Consider the following 23736-nt stretch of genomic DNA (forward strand, 5'->3'; position numbering starts at 1 on the left):
CTCAGTCGCGCAGGGTGCTGCTGGAGAGCAGCCGGGTGGGCCGGACGGCGATGACGACCCGGTTGGGATTCTCGCGGGGCATGCGGTAACGCTGGGCGTAGCGGCGCTCGCCCTCGGCGACCGCCGCCGCGTCGGTGAGGATCTCGGCCGGGCCCTCGAGGGTGAGCCAGCGACGTCCGTCCACCTGACTGATGGCGGCGTAGCCGCGGCGCAGCACATTGCGGACCTTCACCATGTGGGCGGAGGTGATCACGCGGGCTGTGCGAGCCTCGGCATCCCAGGTGAAACCCACCGCCACCACATGGGGTGTGCCATCGGCCCGCAGCGTGGTCAGCGTCGCCAGATGCCGCTCGGCGACGAACTCGAGGGCCGCGGGGGACAGTTCGATACCGGTGTCGGTGCTCGTCATTCCAGTGACGGTAGCAATCGGGCGGGAATGGCAGACTGTGGGCCATGCGAGGACGCGAGGTGGACGAGGGTGCGATCCTGCTGCTGGGCGGGCGCAGTGAGATGGGGTTGGAGATCGCGCAGCGGCTGGCGCCGGGGCGAGATGTGATCCTGGCCGCGCGACGCAGCGGTGATCTGGCCGAGGAGCGGCAACGTCTCGAGCGCGCCGGTGCCACGGCCGTGCACGCGGTGGAGTTCGACGCCGACGATCTGGCGAGCCATCAGCCGCTGCTGGAGAAGATCGCCGCCGATCACGGCCGGATCGGGGTGGCGGTGCTGGCCTTCGGTGTGCTCGGCGACCAGGCCCGCGCCGAACGCGATCCGGCCGCCGCGGTAGCCGTGCTGCACACCGATTTCGTGGCCCAGGCCAGCATCCTCACCGTGCTGGCGAATCAGCTGCGCGCCCAGGGCAGCGGCCAGATCGCGGTATTCAGCTCGGTGGCTGGAGTGCGAGTGCGCCGCGCCAACTACGTATACGGCTCGGCGAAGGCCGGTCTCGACGGTTTCGCGAGCGGCCTGTCGGACGCACTGCACGGCACCGGCGTACACCTCCTCCTGGTCCGCCCCGGCTTCGTCACCGGCCGCATGACCCAAGGCATGACCCCGGCCCCGTTCTCGCGCACCCCGGACCAGGTCGCCACCGCGGTCGTCACCGCCCTACACCGCCGCTCCACCCGCATCTGGGTCCCGCCCATCCTGCGCCCGATCTACGCGATCGCCCGCTTCGCACCGCAAGCCATCTGGCGCCGACTGCCCCGATGAGGAATACCGCTGTGCCGCAAGCAGAACCGCCCGCTGCGCCTGCCAAGCCACCGTCGGCGCTTCGACCCAGCGGTGCCGCTGTCACCGGAGGACCACTACCGCTCCGTGATTTCGTCATGCTCGGGCTGGAATCCCAATTTGTTCTGGCCCAAAGCTTGCCGGAACCACAGAGATTGTGGATCAGGAGGCCCGAATGACGATGGTGGCACACCACTCTCACCCGCGCCAGCACACTTCTGATTCCCTCGTCCCGGCGCGCCAGAGTCCCACGGGTTCCCTTGCCGCCTGCACGGGTTCTATTGCCACGTGCGTGTGCCACACCGGTTCCCATCCCGCGTATATGTGCCCCATAGGTTCCCCCCTCGTGCGCTTGGGTTCCGGTAGTTCTCTTGCCGCGCGCTTGCGCTCTACAGATTCCCTCGTCCCGGCGCGCCAGCGCCGGGACGAGGGTCGACGTCAGGTGGGAGGGGTGCGATGACGGAGGTGGCGGGGCGGATCGAGTGGCCCGTGGGTGTGCCGATCGTGGTTGTCGGGATCGGGGCCGATGGGTGGGAGGGGCTCGGTGGGGTGGCTCGGCGGGCGGTTGGTGACGCGGAGGTGTTGTTCGGGTCGGAGCGGCAGCTCGGGATGGTGCCGGGGGATGTGGGGTGGGCGAAGCGGGTGGGGTGGCCGTCGCCTTTGGTGTCCGCGCTGCCGGATCTGCTTGTGGCGCATCGGGGTTCGCGGGTCGGCGTGCTGGCGAGCGGGGATCCGATGTTTTACGGGATCGGGGTAACGCTGGCGAAGCTGGTCGGTGCGAGGGCGCTGCGGGTGCTGCCGCAGCCGTCGTCGGCGTCACTGGCCTGTGCGCGGCTCGGGTGGGGGCTGGCGGATACGCCCGTGGTGAGCGTGGTCGGGCGACCGCTGGCGACCGTGCTGCCGGAACTGGCCGACCGGCGGCGGCTGCTGGTGCTGTCGGCCGACGAGAAGACTCCCGCTCAGCTGGCCGAGCTGTTGTCGCACAACGGATTCGGTGCCTCCACTCTGACCGTCCTGGAACAGTTGGGTGGACCGGCCGAACGGCTCGTGACCGGGCGGGCGCACGCGTGGTCCGAGCCGCCCGGCGATCGGCTGAACATCGTCGCGATCGACTGTGCGGCCGACCCGACCGCGCCGCGGCTGACCCGTATGCCCGGCCTGCCGGACGCGGTCTACTCCGGCGACGGCCAGCTCACCAAGACCGAGGTGCGCGCGCTGTCCCTCGCGGCCCTGGCCCCGGCACCGGGCGAACTGCTGTGGGACGTCGGTGGGGGATCGGGCACCATCGCCATCGAATGGTGCCGCACTCATCCGTCCTGCCGCGCCGTCACCTTCGAGAGGTCCGAACCGCGCCGCGGTCAGATCGCCGCCAACGCAACGGCATTGGGCGTGCCCGGCATCGACGTCCGCGGCGAGGTGCCCGCCGACCTGGACGTCGACCTCCCGTCACCCGATGCGATCTTCCTCGGCGGCGGGCTCACCGAGCCGGGCGTCTTCGAAACCTGTTGGGCCCGACTGCGTCCCGGCGGGCGCCTGGTCGCCAATGCGGTGACTGCCGAATCGGAGGCCCTGCTGGTCGCCTGGGCGGCCACCTCCGGGGGTTCACTGCGCAAGTTCCAGATCTACCGCGGCGAACCACTCGGCGGCTTCACCACTTGGCGGCCGCATCTGCCGATCACCCAGTGGGCGGTTGTGAAACCGCCCGACACCCCGCCGTATTTCCACTCGGAAACAACGAAAAAACCTGCGGCAGATGGTGAGTGAATTTTGATCACCGGGTAGTGTCACAGTCCGTAATCCGATCGTGATCGGAGCGCACGACCCGATGGGGAGATAGATGAGATTCAGCAAGTTCGCCGCGACCGCTTTGCTCGCCACCGCCGCGACCGGCATCACCGCCGCGACCGCCACCGCTGCCCCCGGCGCAGCCGAGCCGGGTACCGAGCAGGTGCAGGCCCAGGCCGCACCCGCGGTGCACGGTGAGGACCAGGGTGTCGGTTACACCACGCAGCTCGCCGACGCGGGCAAGTCGATCGTCACCACGGTGACCGGCGGCAAGTTTGCCCTCGACACCGGCGCCAACGCGGTCACCCTGACCAACGACGCCGGTCAGGTGGTGATGAGCTACCCGCTGTCGGTGCAGAACGCCGGTAAGACAGCCGAGATCGCCGCCGCGGTCGACGCGGACGGCAGCCGGCTGACCCTCACCCCCAAGGGTGAGGCGGTGGCGTCGGTGAAGGACATCTCGGCGCAGCAGTGGTTCTTCGACGAGCTGCAGCGCGCTTCGCTGGGCGCCGCGGTCGGTGCCGTCATCGGCGGCCTGATCGGCTTCTTCTTCATCGGTATCGGCGCGATCCCCGGCGCGCTGCTGGGCGCGGTCATCGGCCTGCTGGTTGCCGGTGGCCCGTCGCTGCTGGCCGCGGGCCAGGCCTACTTCAGCGGGCAGCCCTGAGAGTACTGATTCTCGGCGGCACCCGGGAGGCCCGGGAGCTGGCCGAAAAAGCCACCGGCGAGCGAGGTTTCGAGATCGTGTCCTCGCTCGCCGGTCGCGTGCGCGAGCCCGTCCTCCCGGTGGGGGAGGTGCGCGTCGGCGGGTTCGGCGGGGTCGACGGGCTTCGGGATTGGCTGGCCGACAACGACATCGCCGCCCTCGTCGACGCCACCCATCCGTTCGCGGGAACCATCTCCGCGCATGCCGCCACTGCCGCCGCCGCTCTGGATCTCCCGGTGCTGCACGTCCGGCGGCCGGGTTTCCAGCAGCTTCCCGGCGACCGGTGGCTGCGGGTTCCGGACCTGAGCGCCGCAGCCGAAACCGTTGCCGGACTGGGCGATCGGGTCTTCCTCACGATCGGCCGTCAGGGGGTGGGCGCCTTCGCTCACCTGGACCGTCAGTGGTTCCTCATCCGAGCCATCGATCCACCGACCGGTGAGGTACCGCCTCACCACGAGATCCTGCTCGCCCGTGGGCCTTTCGAGGTGGACGACGAGCTGCGGCTGCTGACCGAGCGGAAAATCGACGTAATGGTCACCAAAGACAGTGGGGGAGAGGCGACGACAGCGAAGCTGGTCGCCGCCCGCGCCCTGGGGCGGCCGGTCGTGATGATCGATCGCCCGCCCCTGCCCGCGGGCGCACGTCAGGTCGAATCGCCCGCGCAAGCATGGGACTGGTTACGCGCCCTCCAGGCGGGAATCAGGCGCGACCGGTGACCGAGCGGTCCAGCAGGGCGGGCAACCGGTCGAACCACTCGAGCACCGCACGCTCGTAGCGGATGCCGAAATCCAGTGTGGCGCGCTCGTACACCGAGCAGGAGTCGAGGTCCTCGGCGAGGTAGCCGGCCAGCCGTTGTTCGTGGATCTCGCGATTGGCGGCGATGATACGGTCCAGTCGCCGCGGCTCCACGAAACGCCCGAACGACAGGGTCAGCAACAGCGGAACCCGGATGGTCTCCGCGCCCGGATCGCGGGCGATCCACTCCGCGAACGCCTCGCGCCCGGCCTCGGTGAGGTGATACGGCGTCCGCTCCCGTGCCCCCGTCTCACCCTTGGTCACCAACCCGGCCCGATCCATGGTCGCCAATTCCCGATACACCTGGCTCTGGGTGATCGTCCAGAAATCCCCGATCCGCTCCTGCGCGAGATTGACCAGATCCCACCCCGACATCGGCCCCTCGTGCAGGAACCCCAGCAGCGATGCCGCCGTGGAATTCAGCCCCCGCTTCGACGCACCGTCGGTCACTACCGCCCCTTCCCGTGCCAACACTCCACATTGGAATGTTACGTGCCGATGTCCGGCTGCGCCGGATGAGCGCCTCCCGCGGGCGTGTCGAGCGCTCGGGGGAGGCGGTAGCGGCGAGAGGTGTAGACCCGGGTGCCGGTCGGGGTCTCGAAGGCGGCGGTGGTGGACGCGCCGACGATCAGCAGGGTGCGCATGTCGACCTCGGCCGGGTCCAGGTCGGCGAGGGCGACCACGCGCACGGATTCGGTGGGGCCGCCGACATCGCGCCCGAGGATCACCGGCGTATCGGGTTTGCGATGTTCGAGCACTAGATCGCGCAGGGCCGCGACCTGCCAGGTGCGCTGGGACGAGGCCGGGTTGTAGACGGCGATGGCCATGTCCGCGGCGGCGACGGCCGAAATGCGCTGGGCCACGGTCTCCCACGGCTTCAGGCGGTCCGACAGTGAGATCAGGGCGAAGTCGTGGCCCAGCGGCGCGCCGACCCGGGCGGCGACCGCACTCGCGGCGGTGACGCCGGGCAGGACCCGCACCGGCACGTCGCGCCACTGCGGGTCGGCGGACTCCTCGATCACCGCGGCTGCCATGGCGAATACGCCCGGATCGCCGGAGGACACGACCGCCACCCGGGCGCCGCGCTTGGCCAGATCCAGGGCCATGGCGGCCCGTTCGGATTCCACGCGATTATCGCTGGCGTGCCGCTGTTGTCCCGGCCGCACCGGGATTCGATGCACGTAGGTGGTGTAGCCGACGATGTCGGTGGCCTCGGCGAGAACGCGCTGTACCTCCGGGGTGGTCCATTCCACCGCACCTGGCCCCAATCCGACTACGACCACCTCGCCGACGGAGGATACATGCTGTCGTGCAGCGCCTTCGGCTGCCTCGGCGGTACTGCCGATCGGCTCGGCGCGGCGAACCGGTGCGATCGTGTCCGCAGCAATATGCGGAACCCGCTGCGGCACAGTATCTCCGGAGGTGGGGAAGGGTACATCGGAACAGGGGTTTCGCGGCGCGGGCTCGGTGACGGTTGCCGGTTCCGGGGTCGCTTCCCGTATCGAGGTGGATGGGGAGGTGTAGTGGCTCGAGGTAGCGGAAGCGATTGGGGTGAGCGGAATCTCGGTGGTCGGGCGTGGGCCCGGCACGAGCGCGATCGAGAAGTACGGCACGTCCGCGTCATCGACATCGGCGGCGCGCAGCACGCGTTGTCGATCGGTGCTGGCGCGTTCGACGTAATACGCGTCGTCGAGCCGTCCGGAATCCGAGAGCGCTTGCCGCACAGTGGGATAGGTGCGGCCGAGCTTCATGACGGCGGCGGCCTCGGTGGTGGCGAGGCGGCGGGCCAACTCGTCGGTGGGCAGGGTGCCGGGCAGTACGGTCAGCACCTGCTCGCCCTCGACCAGCGGTGTGCCCAGCGCCGCCGAGGCCGCACTCACCGAGGTGATGCCCGGCACGATCTCGGCGTCGAACCGATCGGCCAGGCGGCGGTGCATATGCATGTAGGAGCTGTAGAACAGGGGATCGCCCGCCGCCAGCAGCGCCACCGTGCGCCCGGCCTCGAGGTGGGCGGCGAGCCGGGCCGCCGATTCCTCATAGAAGTCCTCGATCGCGCCCTGATATCCGCCGGGATGGTCGGTGGTCTCGGTGGTGACCGGATAGATCAGATGTTCTTCCACCTGATCCGGACGCATATAGGGTGCGGCGATGCCGCGCGAGATGCTGCGCCCGTGGCGGGCGCTGTGGAAGGCGATCACATCGGCCTCGCCGATCAGGCGCGCCGCCTTCACCGTCACCAGTTCCGGATCGCCGGGCCCGAGCCCGATACCCCACAGTTTCCCGGTCATTCCTGTTCGCTCGCAATCGCATTCAGTGCGGCCGCGGTGATGGCGCTGCCGCCGCGACGGCCCCGCACGGTCAGGAATTCGACTCTGCCGTCCTCGGCGAGTGCCTGTTTGGATTCCGCCGCACCGACGAAACCGACCGGAATTCCGAGCACCGCCGCGGGTCGCGGGGCGCCGGCGTCGAACATGTCGAGCAGATGGAACAGCGCGGTCGGCGCATTGCCGATCGCGACCACCGCCCCTTCCAGCCGATCGCGCCACAGTTCCAGTGCCGCAGCGGATCTGGTGTTGTTCATGGACCGCGCCAGCTCCGGCACCCGCGGATCGGCGAGCAGGCACAGCACCTCGTTGTCGGCCGGAAGGCGGCGACGGGTCACCCCGGCCGCCACCATGGTCGCATCGCACAGGATCGGCGCTCCGCCCCGTAGCGCCGCCCGGGCCCGCGCCACCACCTCGGCGCTGTGATCGACGTCGGCGGCCAGATCGACCTGACCGCACGCGTGGATCATCCGCACCACCACCTGCGCGACATCGGCCGGGAACCGGGCCAGATCGGCCTCGGCCCGGATGGTCGCGAACGAGCGCCGGTAGATCTCGGCCCCGTCGGTGAGGTAGCTGGTGCGCACGTCGGACATGGCGTCCACCCTAGAAGCGCCGCCGGACGCCCGAGCGCAGGGGGCGGCCGAATCGGCCCGCGCGCCATCATGTTCGCGGACGCTCCAGCAGCCGCGACATCACGATGCTGCTGCGGGTGCGCCCGACCCGCGCGTTCTCCCGGATCCGCTCCACCGTCGACTCGATCTCGGCCATATCGGTGGCCATCACGTGCACGAGCGCGTCGGCCTCACCGGCGATCGTCCACACGCCGACCACCTGGGGGATCGGTTCCAGGCCGCGCCGCAGTTCTGCGGGGGAGATGTTGTCGCGGTAGTAGACCTCCACGTAGGCCTCGGTCCGCCAGCCCAGCGCCGCCGGGTTGACCTGGGCGGTGAAGCCGGTGATCTGCCCTCCGGCGATCATCTTGTCGACGCGCCGCTTGACCGCGGGCGCGGACAATCCCACGCCCGCACCGATCTCCTGAAACGAGGCGCGCGCCTGCCGCAGCAGATGCGCAAGGATGCGCCGGTCGATGTCGTCCACTGTGACCCCGCTCTCCTGGACGCAAAGAATGCTCTTGTTCGGTGCAATGAATCGCCGCTGAAGGCACCAACTGCGCAACGAATGGATGTTTCTGACGCAACACTACGCCATTTACCGTCGTATCCAGTCCTGAAAGCGCCGATCCGAGGGAGTCCCGTTGACCTCCGTAGCCACGCTGCACGCCCCCGAACCGGCCGGTGTCCGCCGGCCGACGCCGCGCCGTTTCCTCATGTGCCGCCCCGACCATTTCGACGTCTACTACGCGATCAATCCCTGGATGGACCTCGCCACATCGGTCGATCGGGACCGGGCGCTGGCGCAGTGGGAGACCCTGCGTGCCACCTTCGAGCGGCACGGGCACCGGGTCGACGTGATCGACGGTGAAGCGGGCCTGCCCGATATGGTGTTCGCCGCCAACGGCGGTCTGGTGATCGGTGGCCGGGCGCTGTCGGCACGGTTCGCCAATGCCGAACGCGCCGCGGAGGGTCCGGCCTATCATCGCTGGCTGTCGGGCCAGGGATTCGAGGTGGCCGCCGCGAGCGAGACCAACGAGGGTGAGGGCGATTTCGCGGTCGTCGGCGACCGCATCCTGGCCGGGACGGGTTTCCGCAGTTCCCTGGCCGCGCACCGGGAGGTCGAGGGGTTCTTCGGCATGCCGGTCGTCTCCCTCGAGCTGGTGGATCCGCGCTTCTACCACCTCGATACCGCGATCATGGTGCTCGGCGACACGATCGCCTACTACCCGGCGGCATTCAGTGCCGAGAGTGCCGAACTGCTGGCGAACCTGTATCCGGACGCGATCGTCGCCACCGCCGAGGACGCGGAGGTCCTGGGCCTCAACGGCGTCTGCGACGGGTACCACGTCTTCCTCAGCGACCGCGCGACCGCGCTCGCGGCCCGGCTGCGTGAGCGCGGCTACGAGCCGGTCGGCATCGACCTGTCCGAACTGCTCAAGGCGGGCGGCAGCGTGAAATGCTGCACGCTGGAACTGCATCCGACCCGGGTCACCGCGGCGCCCGCCCGGGCCTGACCGCCGGACGGTACGTCCTCGCGCACCCTTTTCGTCCCTTCGCACCCCCCGCAGACGGTGCGAAGAGGCGGAAAGGGTGCATCTGTGTTGATCGGGTGCGCTGCAGATCAGTCGGGTGCGCTGGGCGGGGTGATGCGGTAGCCGGTGGGGGTGGCGACGATATCGGTGACAGCGCCGCGGGGGCGGCCGCAGCGGCGCTCGCAGCCCGACCAGTGCTGGCGGCCGGGGATCTGGACGTCATCGGTGTCCAGGTTGTCGCGGGCGGAGAGTGGGGGAGGTCCGGGCAGGACGCGGCCCGTGGACACGGCCGCGGTGGCGTCGGCGCGGACATCGGTGTGGGATTTGGCGCAGCCGGGGCGGCCCGCGCAGGCGGTGACCTGCAGCCACGGGGAGTCGGCGTCGAAGATCAGGCCCATCGGGGCCAGGACGCGGACCACCTGTTCGGCCGCCCACTCGTCCAGATCGGTGAGGAGCAGGCCGCGCCACGGCGTCACGATCACCGGACGTTCCACGGCCGCAATGAATTCGGCGGTGCGGGCCGGGAGGCTGCCCAGCGCGACTCCGGCGCCCAGGGTGACGCGGTCGTCGGACTGGGCGAACCAGCCGATCGGGATGTCTTGGCGCACAGTCAATTCCAGCGGCTCGGCCGACGGCGAGAGACCCAGGTGTGCGGCGATGCGGGTGGGGCCGTCCGGAATCTCGTGCAGGCGCCACTGCTCGCCGCGGATGGTCCGGAATGCGTGGGCGGCGGCGAGCACGACCGGCACGGCGTCCTCGGCGGGGATGCGGATGCCGCTGTCCCGGCCGCCCAGTAGCAGCGCGTACTCGTCGGTGTCGGTGGCATGTAGGCCGATATCGGCTCCCAGGCCGCTGACATCGCCGCGTCCGTCGTCGAGGGTGAACAGCACCCGGCCGGGCAGTTCGGCCAATTCGGGGGCGGCACGCAGGCCGCTATCCAGGGCTCCGACCAACTGCTGCACGTCGGTCCAGCCCCCCACCCGGCCCGACAGCGGGGAGGCGACGATATTGCGCACCCGCTCGTGGGTGGGACTGGGCAGGAGGTCGGCGGCCACGAGCCGGTCGGCCAGCGCACCCGCGTCGTGGATCCGGCGCAGCTGCACATTCCCGCGCGAAGTGAGTTCGATACTGCCCTCGCCCAGGTCCCGCGCGGCCTCGGCCAGTGTCTGCAGCTGGTCGGGCCGCAGCCTGCCCCCGGGCAGCCGGATGCGGGCCAGCGGTCCGTCGGCGGCCTCGTGCAGGCGCAGCACGCCGGGACAGGAGTCGGGTGTGGATCGGGTCATGACCCACCCAGCCTACGGCGGGTCGACAGGCCGGGCCGGGTGCGGGAGTCGACAGGCCGGGCCGGGTGCGGGAGTCGAGAGGCCTGGCCGAGCGCGGGAGTTCGCGAGCCGGGTCGTGCGCGGGGATCGGAGAATCAGCCGTTGCGGCGTGGTCGGGTTTCCGGTGGGGCGCCCCGGCGGCGGGCATAGGCCGGGGTTCGCTCCCAGGTGTCGTTGAGCAGGTTCGGGGGAGAGTGATGCTCGGCATGGTCGCGGTGCACCGTGGTGGCCAGCAGCGTGCCTCCCACCAGGGCGGTTGCGGCACAGATCCCACCGGCCAGCAGGGCCCAGCGGTAATTCCCGTTGCCCGCGGCGGTGATGGCCAAGGCCAATGTCGCGAAGCCGATTAGCACGCAGAAGTAGCTGGCCCAGGCGACGAATCGGTTGCGGCGCACCCAGGTCGGAGTGCCGGGCATCGAGTCACCGTCCTCTCTCCTCGATCCGATTGCGGCGCTTCCACGACGGGACCGGAACGTAGCTGTCGGACAACAGGTGTGGAGTGTCGTGGTGTTCGACATGATCGCGGCGCACGGTCGACTGGAAGACGAGCAGCCCCGTGATCGCGACCGCCACACACAGCCCGGCGGCGACGAGCGCGAAACCGGTGTGGTGCCCGGCCGCGGCCGCCAGAGCCATCGCAAGCAACGCGACGGCAACCATCATGCAGACAATTCCCGACCAGGCAGCGAAGCGGTTCCGCCTGGCCCATCCTGGTGAGTTCGGCATATTCACAGCGTACGCCCCTGTCGCCTCCTGGAAAACCGGAAAACCGCAGGTGATCCCTCCGAGCGGTTCCCCGCTGCGTCGCGCGGAAACACCCCCCGTGCCCACCGACGTATCCGCACCCTTTGTGTGCTTCCGCACCCGATGTAGAGGGTGCGGGAGTACGCAAAGGGTGCGGCTGTGGGTTGGGCCCACCTGGGCGCGGTAGCATCCGGGGGCTTGCCGACAACGAGGAAACCGGTGCAATTCCGGTGCGGTCGCGCCACTGTGACAGTCAGACCCTCCCGGCGAGCGCGACATCCGTGCTGGGCGCGTCACCCGAGGAAGGCCGAACCGTGATTCTGCTGCTGTCCACCTCCGACACCGATCTGCTGTCCGCGCGGGCCAGCGGCTCCGACTATCGGCTCGGCAACCCGGCCCGCCTGCTGATCGACGATCTGCCCGCCCTGCTCGACGGCGCCCATCTGGTGATCGTGCGCATCCTCGGCGGTCGCCGCGCCTGGGAGGAGGGCCTGGAAGCGCTGCGCGCCAGCGGTATTCCGGTCGTGGCGCTCGGCGGTGAGATGGCACCCGACGCCGAGCTGATGGAATGCTCGACGGTGCCCGGCGGTGTGGCCGCCGACGCGCACAACTATCTGGCCGCGGGCGGACCGGACAATCTGCGCCAGCTGCACAACTTCCTGTCCGACACGGTGCTGCTGACCGGCCACGGCTTCGAGCCGCCGATGCAACTGCCCAACTGGGGCGAATTGGAGCGGACGGCCCGCCCGGTCGACGGGCCCACCATCGCGGTTCTCTACTACCGCGCCCAGCACCTGGCCGGGAACACCGCCTATATCGACGCACTGTGCACGGCCATCGAAGACGCCGGGGGCCGCCCGCTGCCGCTGTACTGTGCCTCGCTGCGGACCGCGGAGCCGGAGCTGATCCGAACGCTGCGCGGTGCCGATGCCCTGGTGGTGACCGTGCTCGCGGCGGGCGGCAGCAAGCCCGCGACGGCCTCGGCGGGCGGTGACGACGACGCCTGGGATATCGGCGCGCTCGCGGAACTGGATGTGCCGATCCTGCAGGGGCTGTGCCTGACCAGTGGCCGCGCCCAGTGGGAGGACAACGACGACGGGCTGACACCGTTGGACGTCGCCACGCAGGTGGCGGTGCCGGAATTCGACGGCCGCATCATCACGGTGCCGTTCTCGTTCAAGGAATTCGACGCCGACGGACTGTCGAGCTATGTGCCGGATCCGGAGCGCGCGGCGCGGGTAGCGGGCATCGCGGTGCGGCACGCGCGACTGCGGCACATCCCGGCCGCGCAGCGGCGGGTCGCGCTCATGCTGTCGGCGTATCCGACCAAGCACGCGCGCATCGGCAACGCGGTCGGCCTGGACACTCCGGCCAGCGCCATCCGGCTGCTCACCGAGATGCGGGCCGCCGGTTACGATCTCGGCGCGCCGGGGGAACTGCCCGGACTCGAGGAACGCGACGGCGATGCGCTCATTCACGCGATCATCGCGGCGGGCGGGCAGGATCCGGACTGGCTGACCGCCGAACAGTTGGAGGGCAATCCGATTCGGATCGGTGCCCGCCGGTATGCGGCCTGGTTCGAGACGCTGCCCGAGCAGTTGCGCGAGGCGGTGATCGAGGCGTGGGGGCCGCCACCGGGCGAACTGTATGTCGACCGCTCCGCCGACCCGGAGGGCGAAATCGTCATCGCCGCCCTGCGTTTCGGCAATGTGGTGCTGATGGTGCAGCCGCCGCGCGGTTTCGGCGAGAACCCGGTCGCGATCTACCACGATCCGGATCTGCCGCCGAGCCACCACTATCTGGCCGCCTACCGATGGATCGCCGACCCGGAGGGGTTCGGCGCCGACGCCCTGGTGCATCTGGGCAAGCACGGCAATCTGGAATGGCTGCCCGGTAAGACGCTGGGCATGTCCGCGGCCTGCGCCACCGACGCCGCCCTGGGCGATCTGCCGCTGATCTACCCGTTCCTGGTCAACGATCCGGGTGAGGGCACCCAGGCCAAGCGCCGCGCCCACGCCACCCTCGTCGACCATCTGATCCCGCCGATGGCACGCGCCGAAACCTACGGCGATATCGCGCGATTGGAGCAGCTGCTCGACGAGCACGCCAACATCTCCGCCCTGGACCCGGCCAAACTGCCCGCGGTCCGCCAGCAGATCTGGACGCTGATGCGGGCGGCGAAGATGGACCACGACCTGGGCCTGACCGAACGCCCCGACGAGGACTCCTTCGACGACATGCTGTTGCACGTCGACGGCTGGCTGTGCGAGATCAAGGATGTGCAGATCCGCGACGGCCTGCACGTGCTGGGGCAGGCGCCGGCCGGGGAGGGCGAACTGGATCTGGTGCTGGCCATGCTGCGCGCCCGCCAGCTGTGGGGCGGTGAGGTCGCGGTGCCCGGCCTGCGAGAGGCGTTGGGACTGGACGAATCCGGCGGCGAATCCCGCGAGCGGGTGGACGTGGTGGAGACCGATGCCCGCCGGGTGCTCGGCGCACTGCAGGCCGCGGACTGGTCGCCCGAGGCGGTGGACGAGGCGATCGCCGCGAGCGGCATCGCCGTTCCCGCCGAGCGGATCGATACGCTGCGCCGCGTGCTGCGGTTCGCGGCCACCGAGGTCGTGCCGCGGCTGCGGCAGACCGGAGTCGAGATCGACCGCATCCTGCACGCTCTCGACGGTGGTTTCATCCCGGCCGGACCCAGTGGGTCACCGCTGCGTGGGCTGATCAACGTGCTGCCGACCGGCCGCAACTTCTACTCCGTCGACCCGAAGGCGGTGCCGTCGCGGCTGGCGTGGGAAACCGGTCAGGCCATGGCGGATTCGCTGCTGCAGCGCTATCTCGGTGACCACGGCGAATACCCGCGCTCGGTGGGCCTGTCGGTGTGGGGCACCTCGGCCATGCGCACCTCCGGCGACGATATCGCCGAGGTGCTCGCGCTGCTGGGCGTGCGGCCGGTGTGGGACGAGGCCAGCCGCCGCGTCACCACTCTCGAACCGATCCCGCTCGGCGAATTGGGCCGCCCCCGCATCGATGTCACCGTCCGCATCTCCGGCTTCTTCCGCGACGCGTTCCCGCATGTGGTGGCGCTGCTCGACGACGCGGTGCGGCTGGTCGCGGATCTGGACGAGCCCGCGGAGTCGAATTATGTTCGCGCCCATGCCCGCGCCGCGCTGGCCGAACACGGCGACGAGCGGCGGGCCACCACCCGCATCTTCGGGTCCAAGCCGGGCACCTACGGCGCGGGCCTGCTGCAGCTGATCGATTCCAAGAGCTGGCGCACCGACGACGATCTGGCGCAGGTGTACACCGCCTGGGGCGGCTACGCCTACGGCCGCGACCTCGACGGCGCCCCGGCCGCCGACGATATGCGCAGCGCTTACCGGCGAATCGCGGTGGCCGCCAAGAACACCGACACCCGCGAACACGACATCGCCGACTCCGACGACTACTTCCAGTACCACGGCGGCATGGTCGCGGCCGTGCGCGCGTTGACCGGGAAGAACCCGGAGGCCTATATCGGCGACAGCACCCGGCCCGACGCCGTGCGCACCCGCACCCTGTCCGAGGAGACCACGCGCGTGTTCCGGGCGCGCGTGGTCAATCCCCGCTGGCTCGAGGCGATGCGCCGGCACGGATACAAGGGCGCGTTCGAGATGGCGGCGACGGTGGACTATCTGTTCGGATACGACGCCACGACCAATGTGGTCGCCGACTGGATGTATGAAAAGCTCTCCGAGAGTTACGTCTTCGACGAGGTGAACCGCAAGTTCATGGAGCAGTCGAATCCGTGGGCGCTGCACGGGATCGCCGAACGGTTGCTCGAGGCCGCCGAACGCGGGCTGTGGGAGCACCCCGAGGCCGAGACGCTGCAGCGGCTGCGGCAGGTGTATCTGGAGACCGAGGGCGAACTGGAATAGGCGGCCGCGGCGGCGTATGTCCCCCGAAACAAGGGGCTTTGGGCCATCGAAGTTTAAGAGGAGCATGAGAATCGTCCGGTGACCGATTCGGGGACGATCGCCGGAATGCAGGAAGCCCTTCGGGGGCAAGACAAGTGGATTCCGTTTCCCGATTCGTCTCCGCGATCGAGCCCGAGTCGCCGTGATCAGCCGATCGCGTGTTCAACGCCCGAGTCGCGGGGTGGATTGCTCTCTTCGATTGCAGGTGACAAATAATGAGAATCGCCAAAGTAGCCGCCGCAGCGGCAGTCTCGACTGCCGCGCTGGGCATCGCCGCCGCCACCGCTCACGGTGAGGCGGCCGTTGCGGCGGTGCCGGTGGTGAGCAGCGTCGATCAGGGCGTTGCCTATACCGCCGCCGTGGCGCCCGACCGGTCCAGTGCCACCGTCACCCTGGCCTCCGGCAAATTCGTCGTAACACCGGCGGGTATCTCGGTGCAGGCGCCCAACGGCTCGGTCGTCGCCGCGGTGCCGACATCGCTGCAGACCGCCACCGGCCAGCAGGTGACCGTGGCGCCGCAGGTCGACGCCAGCGCGACCACGTTGACGCTGACGCCCGTCAGCGCGGCGGTGCCCGAACCCGGTGCGCCGCAGTTCATCGGCGATGCCGGAACGACCGTCGCCGGCGTTCTGATCGGCTGTGCGATCGGCGTGTTGATCGGCCTGATCTTCCTCATCGTGGGTCTGATTCCGGGCTGCATCATCGGTGGCATCATCGGCGGTATCGTCGGCGCGAACCAGCCCTGATCGCGGTTGCGGCAGCAGAACTGGACCGTCGGCGCCACGGCGCCGGCGGTTCACTCATGTCCGGCGTGAGTTGGGATGCCACTGGCTACCGTTGCTGCTATGACGTGGAACGACGTGGCGCAGAGCAAATATGCACTGTTGACGACCTACAAGAAGGACGGAACTCCGGTCGGCGCGCCGGTGTGGGTGGCTCCCGACGGCGACCGCATCGTGGTGTGGACGAGCCCGAGGTCGTGGAAGGTCAAGCGGATTCGCCGCAATGCCGCGGTGACGCTGCAGATGTGCGACAACCGGGGCCGTCCGAAAGGTGGCGAGGTGGTGACCGGCACCGCCGAAGTGCTCGATGCCGCGGGCACCGAGCGGGTCCGCGGGCTGGTCGGGCGCAAGTACGGGCTGCTGGGCAGGCTGGCCATTCAGGGGCACAAGCTGATCCTCGGCAAGAATCGCTCGGTGGGGCTGGCGATCGACCGCCGGGAGTGACCCGAGTTCGAACCCTCAGGCGCCAGTGGTGATTTCGATGCCGAGGGTGCCGCGTTTCCCGCGCCGGAGGGTGCTTCCGGCGACAGTCACCCAGCCCATCGGCCCGTATTTGCGCTTGATCAGGGCACGGACCCGGTCGCTGCCGGGGTCGTCGAGAATGCGGGCGGTGCCGTCGATCACCGCGCCGCGGGGCGTGCCCGTGACCGAGCAGGGTTGCAGCGTCACCGCCGGATTGCGGCGAATCCGCTTGACCTTCCAGCTGTCGGAGACCGTCCACACGTAGAGCCGCCCGTCGTCGAGCACCGCCCAGACCGGGGTGCTCACCGGGCTGCCGTTCTTGCGGAAGCTGGTCAGCAGAACATAATTCGCGGTGCCGACGGCGCCGAAGGGGTTGTCCACGAGGGCAGCCTAACCCGGCCGGTCCGTTCGATCATCGGCCATCCGGTACTCGCCGGACTCGAGACGGGCCAACAACCGGCCGGTCCACTGGGTGAAATTGGCGAACACACCGCTCCAGAGCTCCAGCAGATCGGGGGAGTACGGCGCGTCGTAGCGGTTCGGGAATTCGGGGATCATCGCCAGCAGACCGTCGCGGATCTCGGCGGCGCGCTCGCGCTGTGCGGTGAGCAACTCGACGACGCGCTCCCGCGGCAGCGCGTCCATGAAGGCGATACCCGCCCCCAACTCCTCCATATCGACGCTGCCGAGCGCGGATTCGAGCCGTTCGAAGAATTCCGCCTCCCCGGCCGGGGTCAGCTCGAACAGGGTGCGGCCCGGGCCCTGGCTGCTGTCCTCGGTGCGCACCGCGCGCAGCTTGTCCTCCTGGGTCAGCTGTTTGAGCGCGTGATAGATCGAACCGGGCTTGACGTTGGTCCAGGTTTCGGCGCGCCAGGACAGCAGTTCCTGCCGGACCGCATACCCGTAGGTGGGCTGATGCAGCCGGATCACGCCCAGGACGAGCAGACGGACGGCGGACACGGGACTCCTTTCCGAGGGTCTCTGCATACTAATCAAGTTTGACTTCCCCTGCGTCGAGGGCCTACCATTGGCTAGTCAAATTTGATTACCTGATGGCGAAGGAGGGGATGGGTGGGTGCCACCTCGATTCCCGTGCTCTGGAGCGGCGATCTGGCCGCGACACTCGAGTTCTATCGCACGCTCGGCTACGAGGTGACCAGCGAACAGTTCCGGCCGTACACCTATGCGACCGTGACTCGTGAGGGTTACGAAGTGCATTTCGGCCCGACACCCAAGGGGCTCGGCATCGATGCGGAGCGGGCGCACGTGGGATGTCTGGTGTACGTGGACGAGGTCGAGGACCTGCACAAGGACTTCACCGCCGCGCTGCGCGGCAAGTACGGTCGCGTGCCCGCCAAGGGAGCGCCGCGGATCACGCGATTCCGGCCGGGACAGTCCCGGTTCACCGTCGTCGACCCGGCCGGAAACTCGATCATCTACATCCGTCACGACGAGCCGGAGATCGAATACTTCGGCTCGAAGGCGTTGGAGGGCTTGGCGAAGGTGATCGACAACGCCCGCAATCTGCGTGATTTCCGCAACGACGACAAGGCGGCCGCGCGGGCGCTCGAGGCGGGCCTGGGCCGGTTCGGGGCGATGTCGTCGCCGGTGGACCGCGGGCGGGCCCTGGCGATGCTGGTCGAAATCTGTATCGCTGAAGGCGATTCCGACCGTGCCGCGGCGCTGCGGCGCGATATCGCCGATCTCGGCTTGTCCGCGGAGGATCGGGCGATCATGGCGAAAGAGCTTCGGGCCGCGGACGATCTGACGGAATGGCTCACCGGCGGGGAGTGAGCCAGCTCAGCGAGCCGTCAGCACCTGCGGCCCGTCGGCGGTGATGGCCACCGTGTGCTCGGAATGGGCGGTGCGCGAACCGTCGGCCGAGCGGATGGTCCAGCCGTCGGGATCGGTCACGATGCGGTCGGTGGTGCGGGCGAACCATGGCTCGAGGGCGATGGTCAGGCCGGGCCGCAGTCGATAGCCGCGCCCGGCCGGGCCGTCGTTGGGCACGTGGGGATCCTCGTGCATGGTGCGGCCCAGGCCATGGCCGCCGAATTCGGTGTTCACCGGGTAGCCGTACTTCTCGGCGACGGCCGCGATCGCGGCGGAGATGTCGCCGATCCGGTTGCCGGGCAGGGCGACCGCGATGGCGGCCGCGAGCGCCTCCTCGGTCGCGCGGACCAGCTGCCGGTCCTCCTCGCTGCCCGTGCCGACGATCACCGTGACCGCCGAATCGGCCACCCAGCCGTCGATGCCGACGGCCAGATCCATGCTCAGCACGTCGCCGTCGCGCAGCGTGTAGTCGAACGGAAGTCCGTGCAGCACGGCGTCGTTCACCGACAGGCAGACGGTGTTGCGGAACGGCCCGCGGCCGAAGGAGGGGGCATAGTCCCAATAGCAAGAGGTGGCACCGCGCTCCCGAATGCGCTGGCGCACATGCCGTTCCAGCTCCAGCAGATTCACCCCCACCTGCGCGCGCTCGCGCAGCTCGCCCAGGACCTCGGCGACGAACTGCCCGGTCACCCGCATGCGCTCGATCTCCTGGGTCGTTTTCAACTCGACCATGTGCACCTCCGTATCGGTATTTAAATACCGACCATAGCGGTTGCGGTATTTGAATACCAACCCGTAGTCTGGCCGCATGGTCCGATTGCCGCTCACTCCCGCCCAGGTCGAGGCCGGGCGCCGCCTCGGCGCCTATCTGCGGGCCACGCGCGCGGGCCGCGACCTCGGCGAGATCGCGCGCGCGGCCGGGATCTCCCCGGAGACGCTGCGCAAGATCGAGGCCGGTCGCCTGCCCAGCCCGGCGTTCGGAACCGTCGTCGGCCTCAGTCGCGCCTTGGGCGTGCCACTGGAGGATCTGGCCGAGGTGTGGCAGTCGGCGGCGTTTGCCGAGTCGGCCTGATCAGAGCGACGTGGGGACGCCGGTGGCGAGCCACTGCCGGATCTGCAGGGCGGCTCGGTCGGCGACCGGATGGCCGGGCGGACGGGTGACGAGGTCGCTCATCGCGAACATGTCGAGGACTCGGCCCAGGTAGGCGAAGTCGGCCGACGCCGCGAGGTCGTCGGGCAGGTGGTCGGCGAAGGCGTCGGTGAAGCCGTCCAGGAACGGTTCGGGATAGTCGCGGCCGAAGCGCGCCATGTTGGCGGCATCGGCGTAGGGGCATCCGGAATAGCTGAATTCCCAATCGAGGACGGCGGCGACCTGCCAGTGCTGCGATGCGCGGGTGACCAGCAGATTCTTCGGGTTCAGGTCCGAATGCACCAGGCGGGCGTGATGGTCGACCGCGGTCAAGGCCGGGGAGTGAGCCGTGCACAGATCGGCCCACGCCGTGCGCGTCGGGAGGTCCAGACGTGTCTCCGGTGTGGCGGCCATGCACTGGTCGGCGAACGCGGGGAGTTGCTCCGACCACGGCGGCATCGGCGAGACGGCGAGATCGCTGCCGGCGAAGAAGCCCGGGCGATCGAACCGCACCGAGCCGACCGTTGCCGCCACCCTGCCGACTTCGCAGCCGAGCCGGTGAAAATCCGTGCTACTCAGCGAATCGTCGGACAGGACGTGGCTGAGCGGGGTGCCCGCGACATGGTCGAGCACCATGGCCGACCGAAGCTGCTCGTCCGCCGGAATCGCGGGCAGGACGGTGATCACCGCCGGAACGGGCACATGCTTTTCCGCCGCGGCCATGACCGCCGCCTCGGTCGCATGATCGGCATCGCCCAAGCGGACCACGACGGACCTCTGCGAGAGCACGAGCAGCCAGGTCTCGTGCGAGTGACCACCGGCCAGTGCCCGCGAATCCAGCACGGTATCGCCCAGAAGGTCGCCGATGCGCTTCGTCTCCGCCGCCCGCATGCGGCCAGTCTCCCGCACCGCCCCGACGTGTCCGGGTTCCGGGTCGGGCGACGGGTGCTGTCGTCAGTCGGGGGGTAGTTCCGTGGGGACGGCGATGACGTCGACCATGGCGCCGTTGCGGAGGACGGTGACGGGGAGGGGACGGCCGATGGCCTCGGCGAAGAGGTGGCGCTGAATGCCTTGGGCGTCGCGAATTTTCGTGCGGTCGACGCTGAGTACCAGATCGCCGCGGCGTAGACCCGCGCGCTCGGCGGGCCCGTCGCGCACGACCTCCATGATGCGCAGGGCGGCCGATTGGCCGGTGCGGGTGGCGACGGCGGCGGGCAGGGGAGCGGGGACGCCCACCACGCCCAGGTAGGCGCGCCGGACGCGTCCCTCGGCGAGCAGGGTGGTGACGATGCGGCGGGTTGTGGTGTTGATCGGAATCGCCAGGCCCAGGCCGATTCCGGCGACCGCCGTATTCACCCCGACCACGCGACCGGCCGAATCCGCCAGCGCACCACCGGAATTGCCCGGGTTGAGGGCGGCGTCGGTCTGGATGACGTCCTCGATCACCCGGACCGTGCGGCGGCCTCCGACCGGCACCGCACGGCCCAGTGCGCTGACCACGCCCGCGGTCACCGAACCGGCCAGGCCCAGGGGGCTGCCGACCGCTACCACCAACTGACCCACCACCAAACCGTCGGCATCGCCGAGCGTCACGGCCCGCGGGGCGCCCGTGCGGGCCCGCAGGACCGCGAGATCCGAAAGGCGGTCGATGCCGATCACGTCGAAGCGCGACTCGGTTCCCTCGGCGAAGACGATCGTTCCGGTGGTCGCCGAGCCCACCACGTGCGCATTGGTGAGCAGGAATCCGTCGTCGGTGAACACCACCGCCGAGCCGCCGCCCCGGCGCGTCTGCACGCTGGCCACATGCGGAGTGACCGCCCGTGCCACCGCGATCACCGTCCGCGAATACGCGTCCAGCGCTGCCGCGTCCGGGGTGCCGCCCAGCAGTTCGGGCCCGCGGGCCGCCGCCTCATCCGGTCCGTCCGGCTCGTTCGCGGTCCATGCGATCGTCTCGTCGTCCACGACGACCACCACCCTGATTACACGATTACAGCGTTGCTCCTCCAGCATGCTCCGAAATCGGCCGCCCGCCACCGTGTTCGCCCCCAGCGCAACCGTGCCCGTGGAGTGGAGAGGGTTGACCGCGCGCCGCTGAGATATATAGTCACATTCGCATGTATTAACTCTAGGAGGGATCTCCGATGGTCGTCTCATCTGCCACCGCGCGGCCGCCGTCCGGTGCGGCATTCGATGCGAGGGTGGTGCGCCCGCTGATGCTGGTGGCTCCGTTCGTCGTGTTCGTCGTGCACACCCTCGAGGAGATGCCGGGTTTCGCGTCCTGGGTGAGCGCGCACTTCGCGCCGTTGACCACCGAAAAGTTTGCGGTCAGCCATATTCCGCTGATCCTGCTCGTACTGCTCTGCTCGTGGCGGGCGCTGCGGCCGGACGCCCGGACCGGGTGGGTGATCATGGCCGTCGCGTTCCAATGGCAGTTCGCGGTCAACGCGGTGTTCCACCTCGGTAGCGCGGCCTGGTTCGGCGATTACTCGCCGGGCATGGTCACCGCCGCCACGGTGGCGCTGCCGGTCACCCTCGCGGTCTTCACCTGGGTCCGGCGCGAGCGCATTCTCACCGGCCCCCAGGTAATCACCGCCCTGGCGATCGGTACCGCGGTCGCCGCCGCGGCCATCGGCGTGCTGTTCCTCGGCTGAACCTCCCGAAACACCGTGTGGGACCAGCGATCTCGCCGTCACCGGGGGGCTGGAGCGAGCAGCGACTCGACCCCGGGCGGAAGGCTGTGGCCGACAGCCGCGTCGACCACGAAGGCTTCCAGCGTCGCGCGGAAGGCGGTGGCGGCGTGGGTGGGGGCGACATCCTTGCGGTGGGCGAGCGCGACCGTACGGTGCAGGCTGTGCGAACCGCGCCCGTCGTCCGGCGAGAGCGGGGTGCCGCGCAGCCCGGGCCGCCCGGCCAGGACCATGCTCGGCACCACCGCCACGCCGAGCCCCACCTCCACGAACCGCAGGACCGCGTCCATCTCCCCGCCCTCGACGGCGAAACGGGGCTCGAACCCGGCCTGCCGGCAGGCCGCGATCGTCGCCTCGCGCAGGTCGTACCCGGTCCTGAACATCACCAGCGGCCTGTCTCGCAGGTCCGTGATGCGCAGGTGGGGGCGGTTCGGCAGCGAAGTGTCCTCCACCCGCGAGGCGACGACCAGGTTCTCCCGCAGGATCGGGCTGGTGACCAGGGGTGTGTCGTCGGCAAGGGGCGGGATCACCAGGGCTAGGTCGAGCGCTCCTCTGGTCAGGTCTCGCACCAGATCGCGCGAGCCGCCCTCCTCCACGAGCAGTTCGATCCCCGGGTAGGTGTCGTGGAAGCGCCGCAGGGTCTCGGCCAGCAGTCCGGCGCAGAGCGAGGGGGTGGCACCCAGCCTGACCCGGCCGCGCCGCAGTCCGGCGAGTTCCTGTACCGCGAGCCTCGCGGTGTCCACATCGGCGAGGATCCGGGTGGCGAGCGGAAGCAGCGCCTCGCCCGCCGGGGTCAGCGCGATATTGCCCCTGGCGCGGCTGAACACCGCGGCGCCGAGCTCGGTCTCCAACGTCCGGATCTGCTTGGACAGCGAGGGCTGCGCGACCCCCAGCGTCTCGGCCGCCCGGGTGAAGTGCCTGGTCTGCGCCACGGCCAGGAAGTACGACAACTGCTGCAACTGCACAGTCGATAGCCTAGGACTATGGGGTTGCGCTGCATGATTCCGCGTGAAAAGACTCACGCCGCGAATTGACTACGCGCAGTAGTAATTACAGCGACAGCTCGGTTCATAGACCGCGGCCATCGAGACCAGACCGTCACGGACTTGGACCCGCCGAACAACTCGGCCGTACGTTCCGCTCGTGGCTATCGCAATACCGGCGCTGTACCGCTCGACGGTCGGCAAGAAGGCCGTCATGGCGGTGACCGGCGGCGTTCTCGTGCTGTACCTGGTCGCGCACATGGCCGGGAACCTGAAGATCTTCCTGGGGGAGTCGGACTTCGACCACTACGCCGCGTGGCTGCGCACGATCGGCGAGCCCGCGCTTCCCCCTCGGTGGTTTCTGTCGGGGGTGGAAATCGTGCTCGCCGCGAGCGTGATCCTGCACCTGTGGTCGGCGGTCTCGCTCGCCCGCAGGGCGCGACAGGCCAGGCCCGTCAAGTACGCGGCCGCGAAGAAGTCGCAGGCCAATGGCTATGCCGTCCACACCATGCGCTACGGCGGCGTCATCATCGCGCTGTTCATCGTCTGGCATCTGCTCGACCTGACCTTCGGCGCGGTGAACCCGAAGGGCCACGACTCGACCCCGTACGCCAAGGTCGTCGCCGACTTCGCGCCGTCGCACTGGTACATCACGCTGTTCTACGTCGTCGCCGTGGTCCTGGTGGGCGTGCACCTCAGGCACGGCATCCGCAGCGCCTTCCAGACCCTGGGCAGGGCCGGCAGGCGCGGTAACACCGGCTACGACCTGCTCGCGGCCGTCGTCTCGACGCTGCTGGTGGTCGGCTTTCTGGCCGTCCCGGTCGGCGTCACATTCGGATGGGTGAAATAGAG

At 69.5% G+C, this 23736-nt stretch carries 26 protein-coding genes and 1 riboswitch; of the genes, 12 read left to right on the plus strand and 14 right to left on the minus strand.

Features of this window, described 5'->3' with window-relative positions:
• Position 1: 1 nt before the first annotated feature.
• Entirely contained in the window at positions 2–409 is a 408-nt protein-coding gene (locus tag IU452_RS23040) for a PPOX class F420-dependent oxidoreductase (RefSeq protein WP_195111181.1), read from the minus strand.
• Between the two features lie 44 nt (positions 410–453).
• Between IU452_RS23040 and IU452_RS23045 the strand changes: the two genes are divergently transcribed.
• The 4 genes from IU452_RS23045 to IU452_RS23060 all read left to right on the plus strand — a co-directional run bounded on the left by IU452_RS23045 (position 454) and on the right by IU452_RS23060 (position 4434).
• Positions 454–1209, plus strand: a complete 756-nt coding sequence (locus IU452_RS23045) for an SDR family NAD(P)-dependent oxidoreductase (protein WP_195111182.1) — start codon at positions 454–456, stop codon at positions 1207–1209.
• A gap of 474 nt (positions 1210–1683) precedes the next feature.
• Positions 1684–2991, plus strand: coding sequence for a precorrin-6y C5,15-methyltransferase (decarboxylating) subunit CbiE (gene cbiE, locus IU452_RS23050; RefSeq protein WP_228818533.1), 1308 nt, complete (start codon positions 1684–1686; stop codon positions 2989–2991).
• Positions 2992–3064: 73 nt separating this feature from the next.
• Positions 3065–3679: a DUF456 domain-containing protein gene (locus IU452_RS23055; protein WP_195111183.1), complete on the plus strand. Its 615-nt coding sequence runs from the start codon at positions 3065–3067 to the stop codon at positions 3677–3679.
• Entirely contained in the window at positions 3676–4434 is a 759-nt protein-coding gene (locus tag IU452_RS23060) for a cobalt-precorrin-6A reductase (protein WP_195111317.1), read from the plus strand. Before IU452_RS23055 ends, IU452_RS23060 begins: the two co-directional genes overlap by 4 nt.
• On the opposite strand, the gene IU452_RS23065 is transcribed toward IU452_RS23060, so the two are convergent.
• The 4 genes from IU452_RS23065 to IU452_RS23080 form a co-directional block, all read right to left on the minus strand.
• Entirely contained in the window at positions 4418–4963 is a 546-nt protein-coding gene (locus IU452_RS23065; RefSeq protein ID WP_195111184.1) for a PadR family transcriptional regulator, read from the minus strand. The two genes, IU452_RS23060 and IU452_RS23065, sit on opposite strands and share 17 nt — an antisense overlap.
• 38 nt (positions 4964–5001) lie before the next feature.
• Complete coding sequence (locus IU452_RS23070; RefSeq protein ID WP_195111185.1) at positions 5002–6801, minus strand: precorrin-2 C(20)-methyltransferase; 1800 nt, start codon at positions 6799–6801, stop codon at positions 5002–5004.
• Positions 6798–7433, minus strand: coding sequence for a precorrin-8X methylmutase (locus IU452_RS23075; protein ID WP_195111186.1), 636 nt, complete (start codon positions 7431–7433; stop codon positions 6798–6800). The genes IU452_RS23070 and IU452_RS23075 overlap by 4 nt, the downstream gene beginning before the upstream one ends.
• Before the next feature lie 67 nt (positions 7434–7500).
• Entirely contained in the window at positions 7501–7938 is a 438-nt protein-coding gene (locus IU452_RS23080; RefSeq protein WP_195111187.1) for an Lrp/AsnC family transcriptional regulator, read from the minus strand.
• Positions 7939–8095: 157 nt separating this feature from the next.
• Between IU452_RS23080 and ddaH the strand changes: the two genes are divergently transcribed.
• A complete protein-coding gene (gene ddaH, locus IU452_RS23085) occupies positions 8096–8968 on the plus strand; it encodes a dimethylargininase (protein ID WP_416382351.1) in 873 nt (290 codons plus the stop codon).
• Positions 8969–9075: 107 nt separating this feature from the next.
• Here ddaH and cobG read toward each other — a convergent pair whose 3' ends face one another.
• The 3 genes from cobG to IU452_RS23100 all read right to left on the minus strand — a co-directional run bounded on the left by cobG (position 9076) and on the right by IU452_RS23100 (position 10971).
• Positions 9076–10269 (minus strand): precorrin-3B synthase, encoded by a 1194-nt coding sequence (gene cobG / locus IU452_RS23090; protein ID WP_195111188.1) that lies wholly within the window; start codon positions 10267–10269, stop codon positions 9076–9078.
• 134 nt (positions 10270–10403) lie between these two features.
• Entirely contained in the window at positions 10404–10724 is a 321-nt protein-coding gene (locus IU452_RS23095) for a hypothetical protein (protein ID WP_195111189.1), read from the minus strand.
• A gap of 4 nt (positions 10725–10728) precedes the next feature.
• Entirely contained in the window at positions 10729–10971 is a 243-nt protein-coding gene (locus tag IU452_RS23100; protein ID WP_195111190.1) for a hypothetical protein, read from the minus strand.
• Positions 10972–11211: 240 nt separating this feature from the next.
• Positions 11212–11334, plus strand: a riboswitch (cobalamin riboswitch).
• Between the two features lie 32 nt (positions 11335–11366).
• Between IU452_RS23100 and cobN the strand changes: the two genes are divergently transcribed.
• The 3 genes from cobN (at position 11367) to IU452_RS23115 (ending at position 16234) form a co-directional block, all read left to right on the plus strand.
• Positions 11367–14969, plus strand: a complete 3603-nt coding sequence (cobN, locus tag IU452_RS23105; protein WP_195111191.1) for a cobaltochelatase subunit CobN — start codon at positions 11367–11369, stop codon at positions 14967–14969.
• A 254-nt stretch (positions 14970–15223) separates the two neighbouring features.
• Complete coding sequence (locus tag IU452_RS23110) at positions 15224–15754, plus strand: hypothetical protein (RefSeq protein WP_195111192.1); 531 nt, start codon at positions 15224–15226, stop codon at positions 15752–15754.
• 99 nt (positions 15755–15853) lie between these two features.
• Entirely contained in the window at positions 15854–16234 is a 381-nt protein-coding gene (locus IU452_RS23115; RefSeq protein ID WP_195111193.1) for a PPOX class F420-dependent oxidoreductase, read from the plus strand.
• A gap of 15 nt (positions 16235–16249) precedes the next feature.
• On the opposite strand, the gene IU452_RS23120 is transcribed toward IU452_RS23115, so the two are convergent.
• Entirely contained in the window at positions 16250–16633 is a 384-nt protein-coding gene (locus IU452_RS23120; protein ID WP_195111194.1) for a PPOX class F420-dependent oxidoreductase, read from the minus strand.
• Between the two features lie 9 nt (positions 16634–16642).
• The gene (locus IU452_RS23125) at positions 16643–17212 is read right to left on the minus strand and encodes a PadR family transcriptional regulator (protein ID WP_195111195.1); all 570 of its coding nucleotides are present in this window, start codon (positions 17210–17212) and stop codon (positions 16643–16645) included.
• A gap of 111 nt (positions 17213–17323) precedes the next feature.
• Here IU452_RS23125 and IU452_RS23130 point away from each other — a divergent pair, with 111 nt between their 5' ends.
• Positions 17324–18046, plus strand: a complete 723-nt coding sequence (locus IU452_RS23130) for a glyoxalase (RefSeq protein ID WP_195111196.1) — start codon at positions 17324–17326, stop codon at positions 18044–18046.
• Between the two features lie 6 nt (positions 18047–18052).
• On the opposite strand, the gene map is transcribed toward IU452_RS23130, so the two are convergent.
• Positions 18053–18817, minus strand: a complete 765-nt coding sequence (gene map / locus IU452_RS23135) for a type I methionyl aminopeptidase (RefSeq protein ID WP_195111197.1) — start codon at positions 18815–18817, stop codon at positions 18053–18055.
• Between the two features lie 76 nt (positions 18818–18893).
• On the opposite strand from map, the gene IU452_RS23140 reads away from it, so the two are divergent.
• On the plus strand, positions 18894–19157 hold the full coding sequence (locus IU452_RS23140) for a helix-turn-helix transcriptional regulator (protein WP_195111198.1): 264 nt from the start codon (positions 18894–18896) through the stop codon (positions 19155–19157).
• Here the strand turns inward: IU452_RS23140 and IU452_RS23145 are convergent, their stop codons facing one another.
• Together IU452_RS23145 and IU452_RS23150 are read right to left on the minus strand one after the other, a co-directional pair.
• Entirely contained in the window at positions 19158–20105 is a 948-nt protein-coding gene (locus IU452_RS23145) for a phosphotransferase (protein WP_195111199.1), read from the minus strand.
• A 63-nt stretch (positions 20106–20168) separates the two neighbouring features.
• Entirely contained in the window at positions 20169–21098 is a 930-nt protein-coding gene (locus IU452_RS23150) for a S1C family serine protease (RefSeq protein ID WP_228818629.1), read from the minus strand.
• Between the two features lie 257 nt (positions 21099–21355).
• On the opposite strand from IU452_RS23150, the gene IU452_RS23155 reads away from it, so the two are divergent.
• Entirely contained in the window at positions 21356–21865 is a 510-nt protein-coding gene (locus IU452_RS23155; protein WP_195111201.1) for an HXXEE domain-containing protein, read from the plus strand.
• Between the two features lie 38 nt (positions 21866–21903).
• On the opposite strand, the gene IU452_RS23160 is transcribed toward IU452_RS23155, so the two are convergent.
• A complete protein-coding gene (locus tag IU452_RS23160) occupies positions 21904–22866 on the minus strand; it encodes a LysR family transcriptional regulator (protein WP_195111202.1) in 963 nt (320 codons plus the stop codon).
• Positions 22867–23044: 178 nt separating this feature from the next.
• On the opposite strand from IU452_RS23160, the gene IU452_RS23165 reads away from it, so the two are divergent.
• Positions 23045–23734: a succinate dehydrogenase cytochrome b subunit gene (locus IU452_RS23165; protein WP_195111203.1), complete on the plus strand. Its 690-nt coding sequence runs from the start codon at positions 23045–23047 to the stop codon at positions 23732–23734.
• Positions 23735–23736 lie beyond the last annotated feature (2 nt).

It is taken from the genome of Nocardia transvalensis (assembly GCF_015477765.1).
Lineage (GTDB): Bacteria > Actinomycetota > Actinomycetes > Mycobacteriales > Mycobacteriaceae > Nocardia > Nocardia transvalensis_A.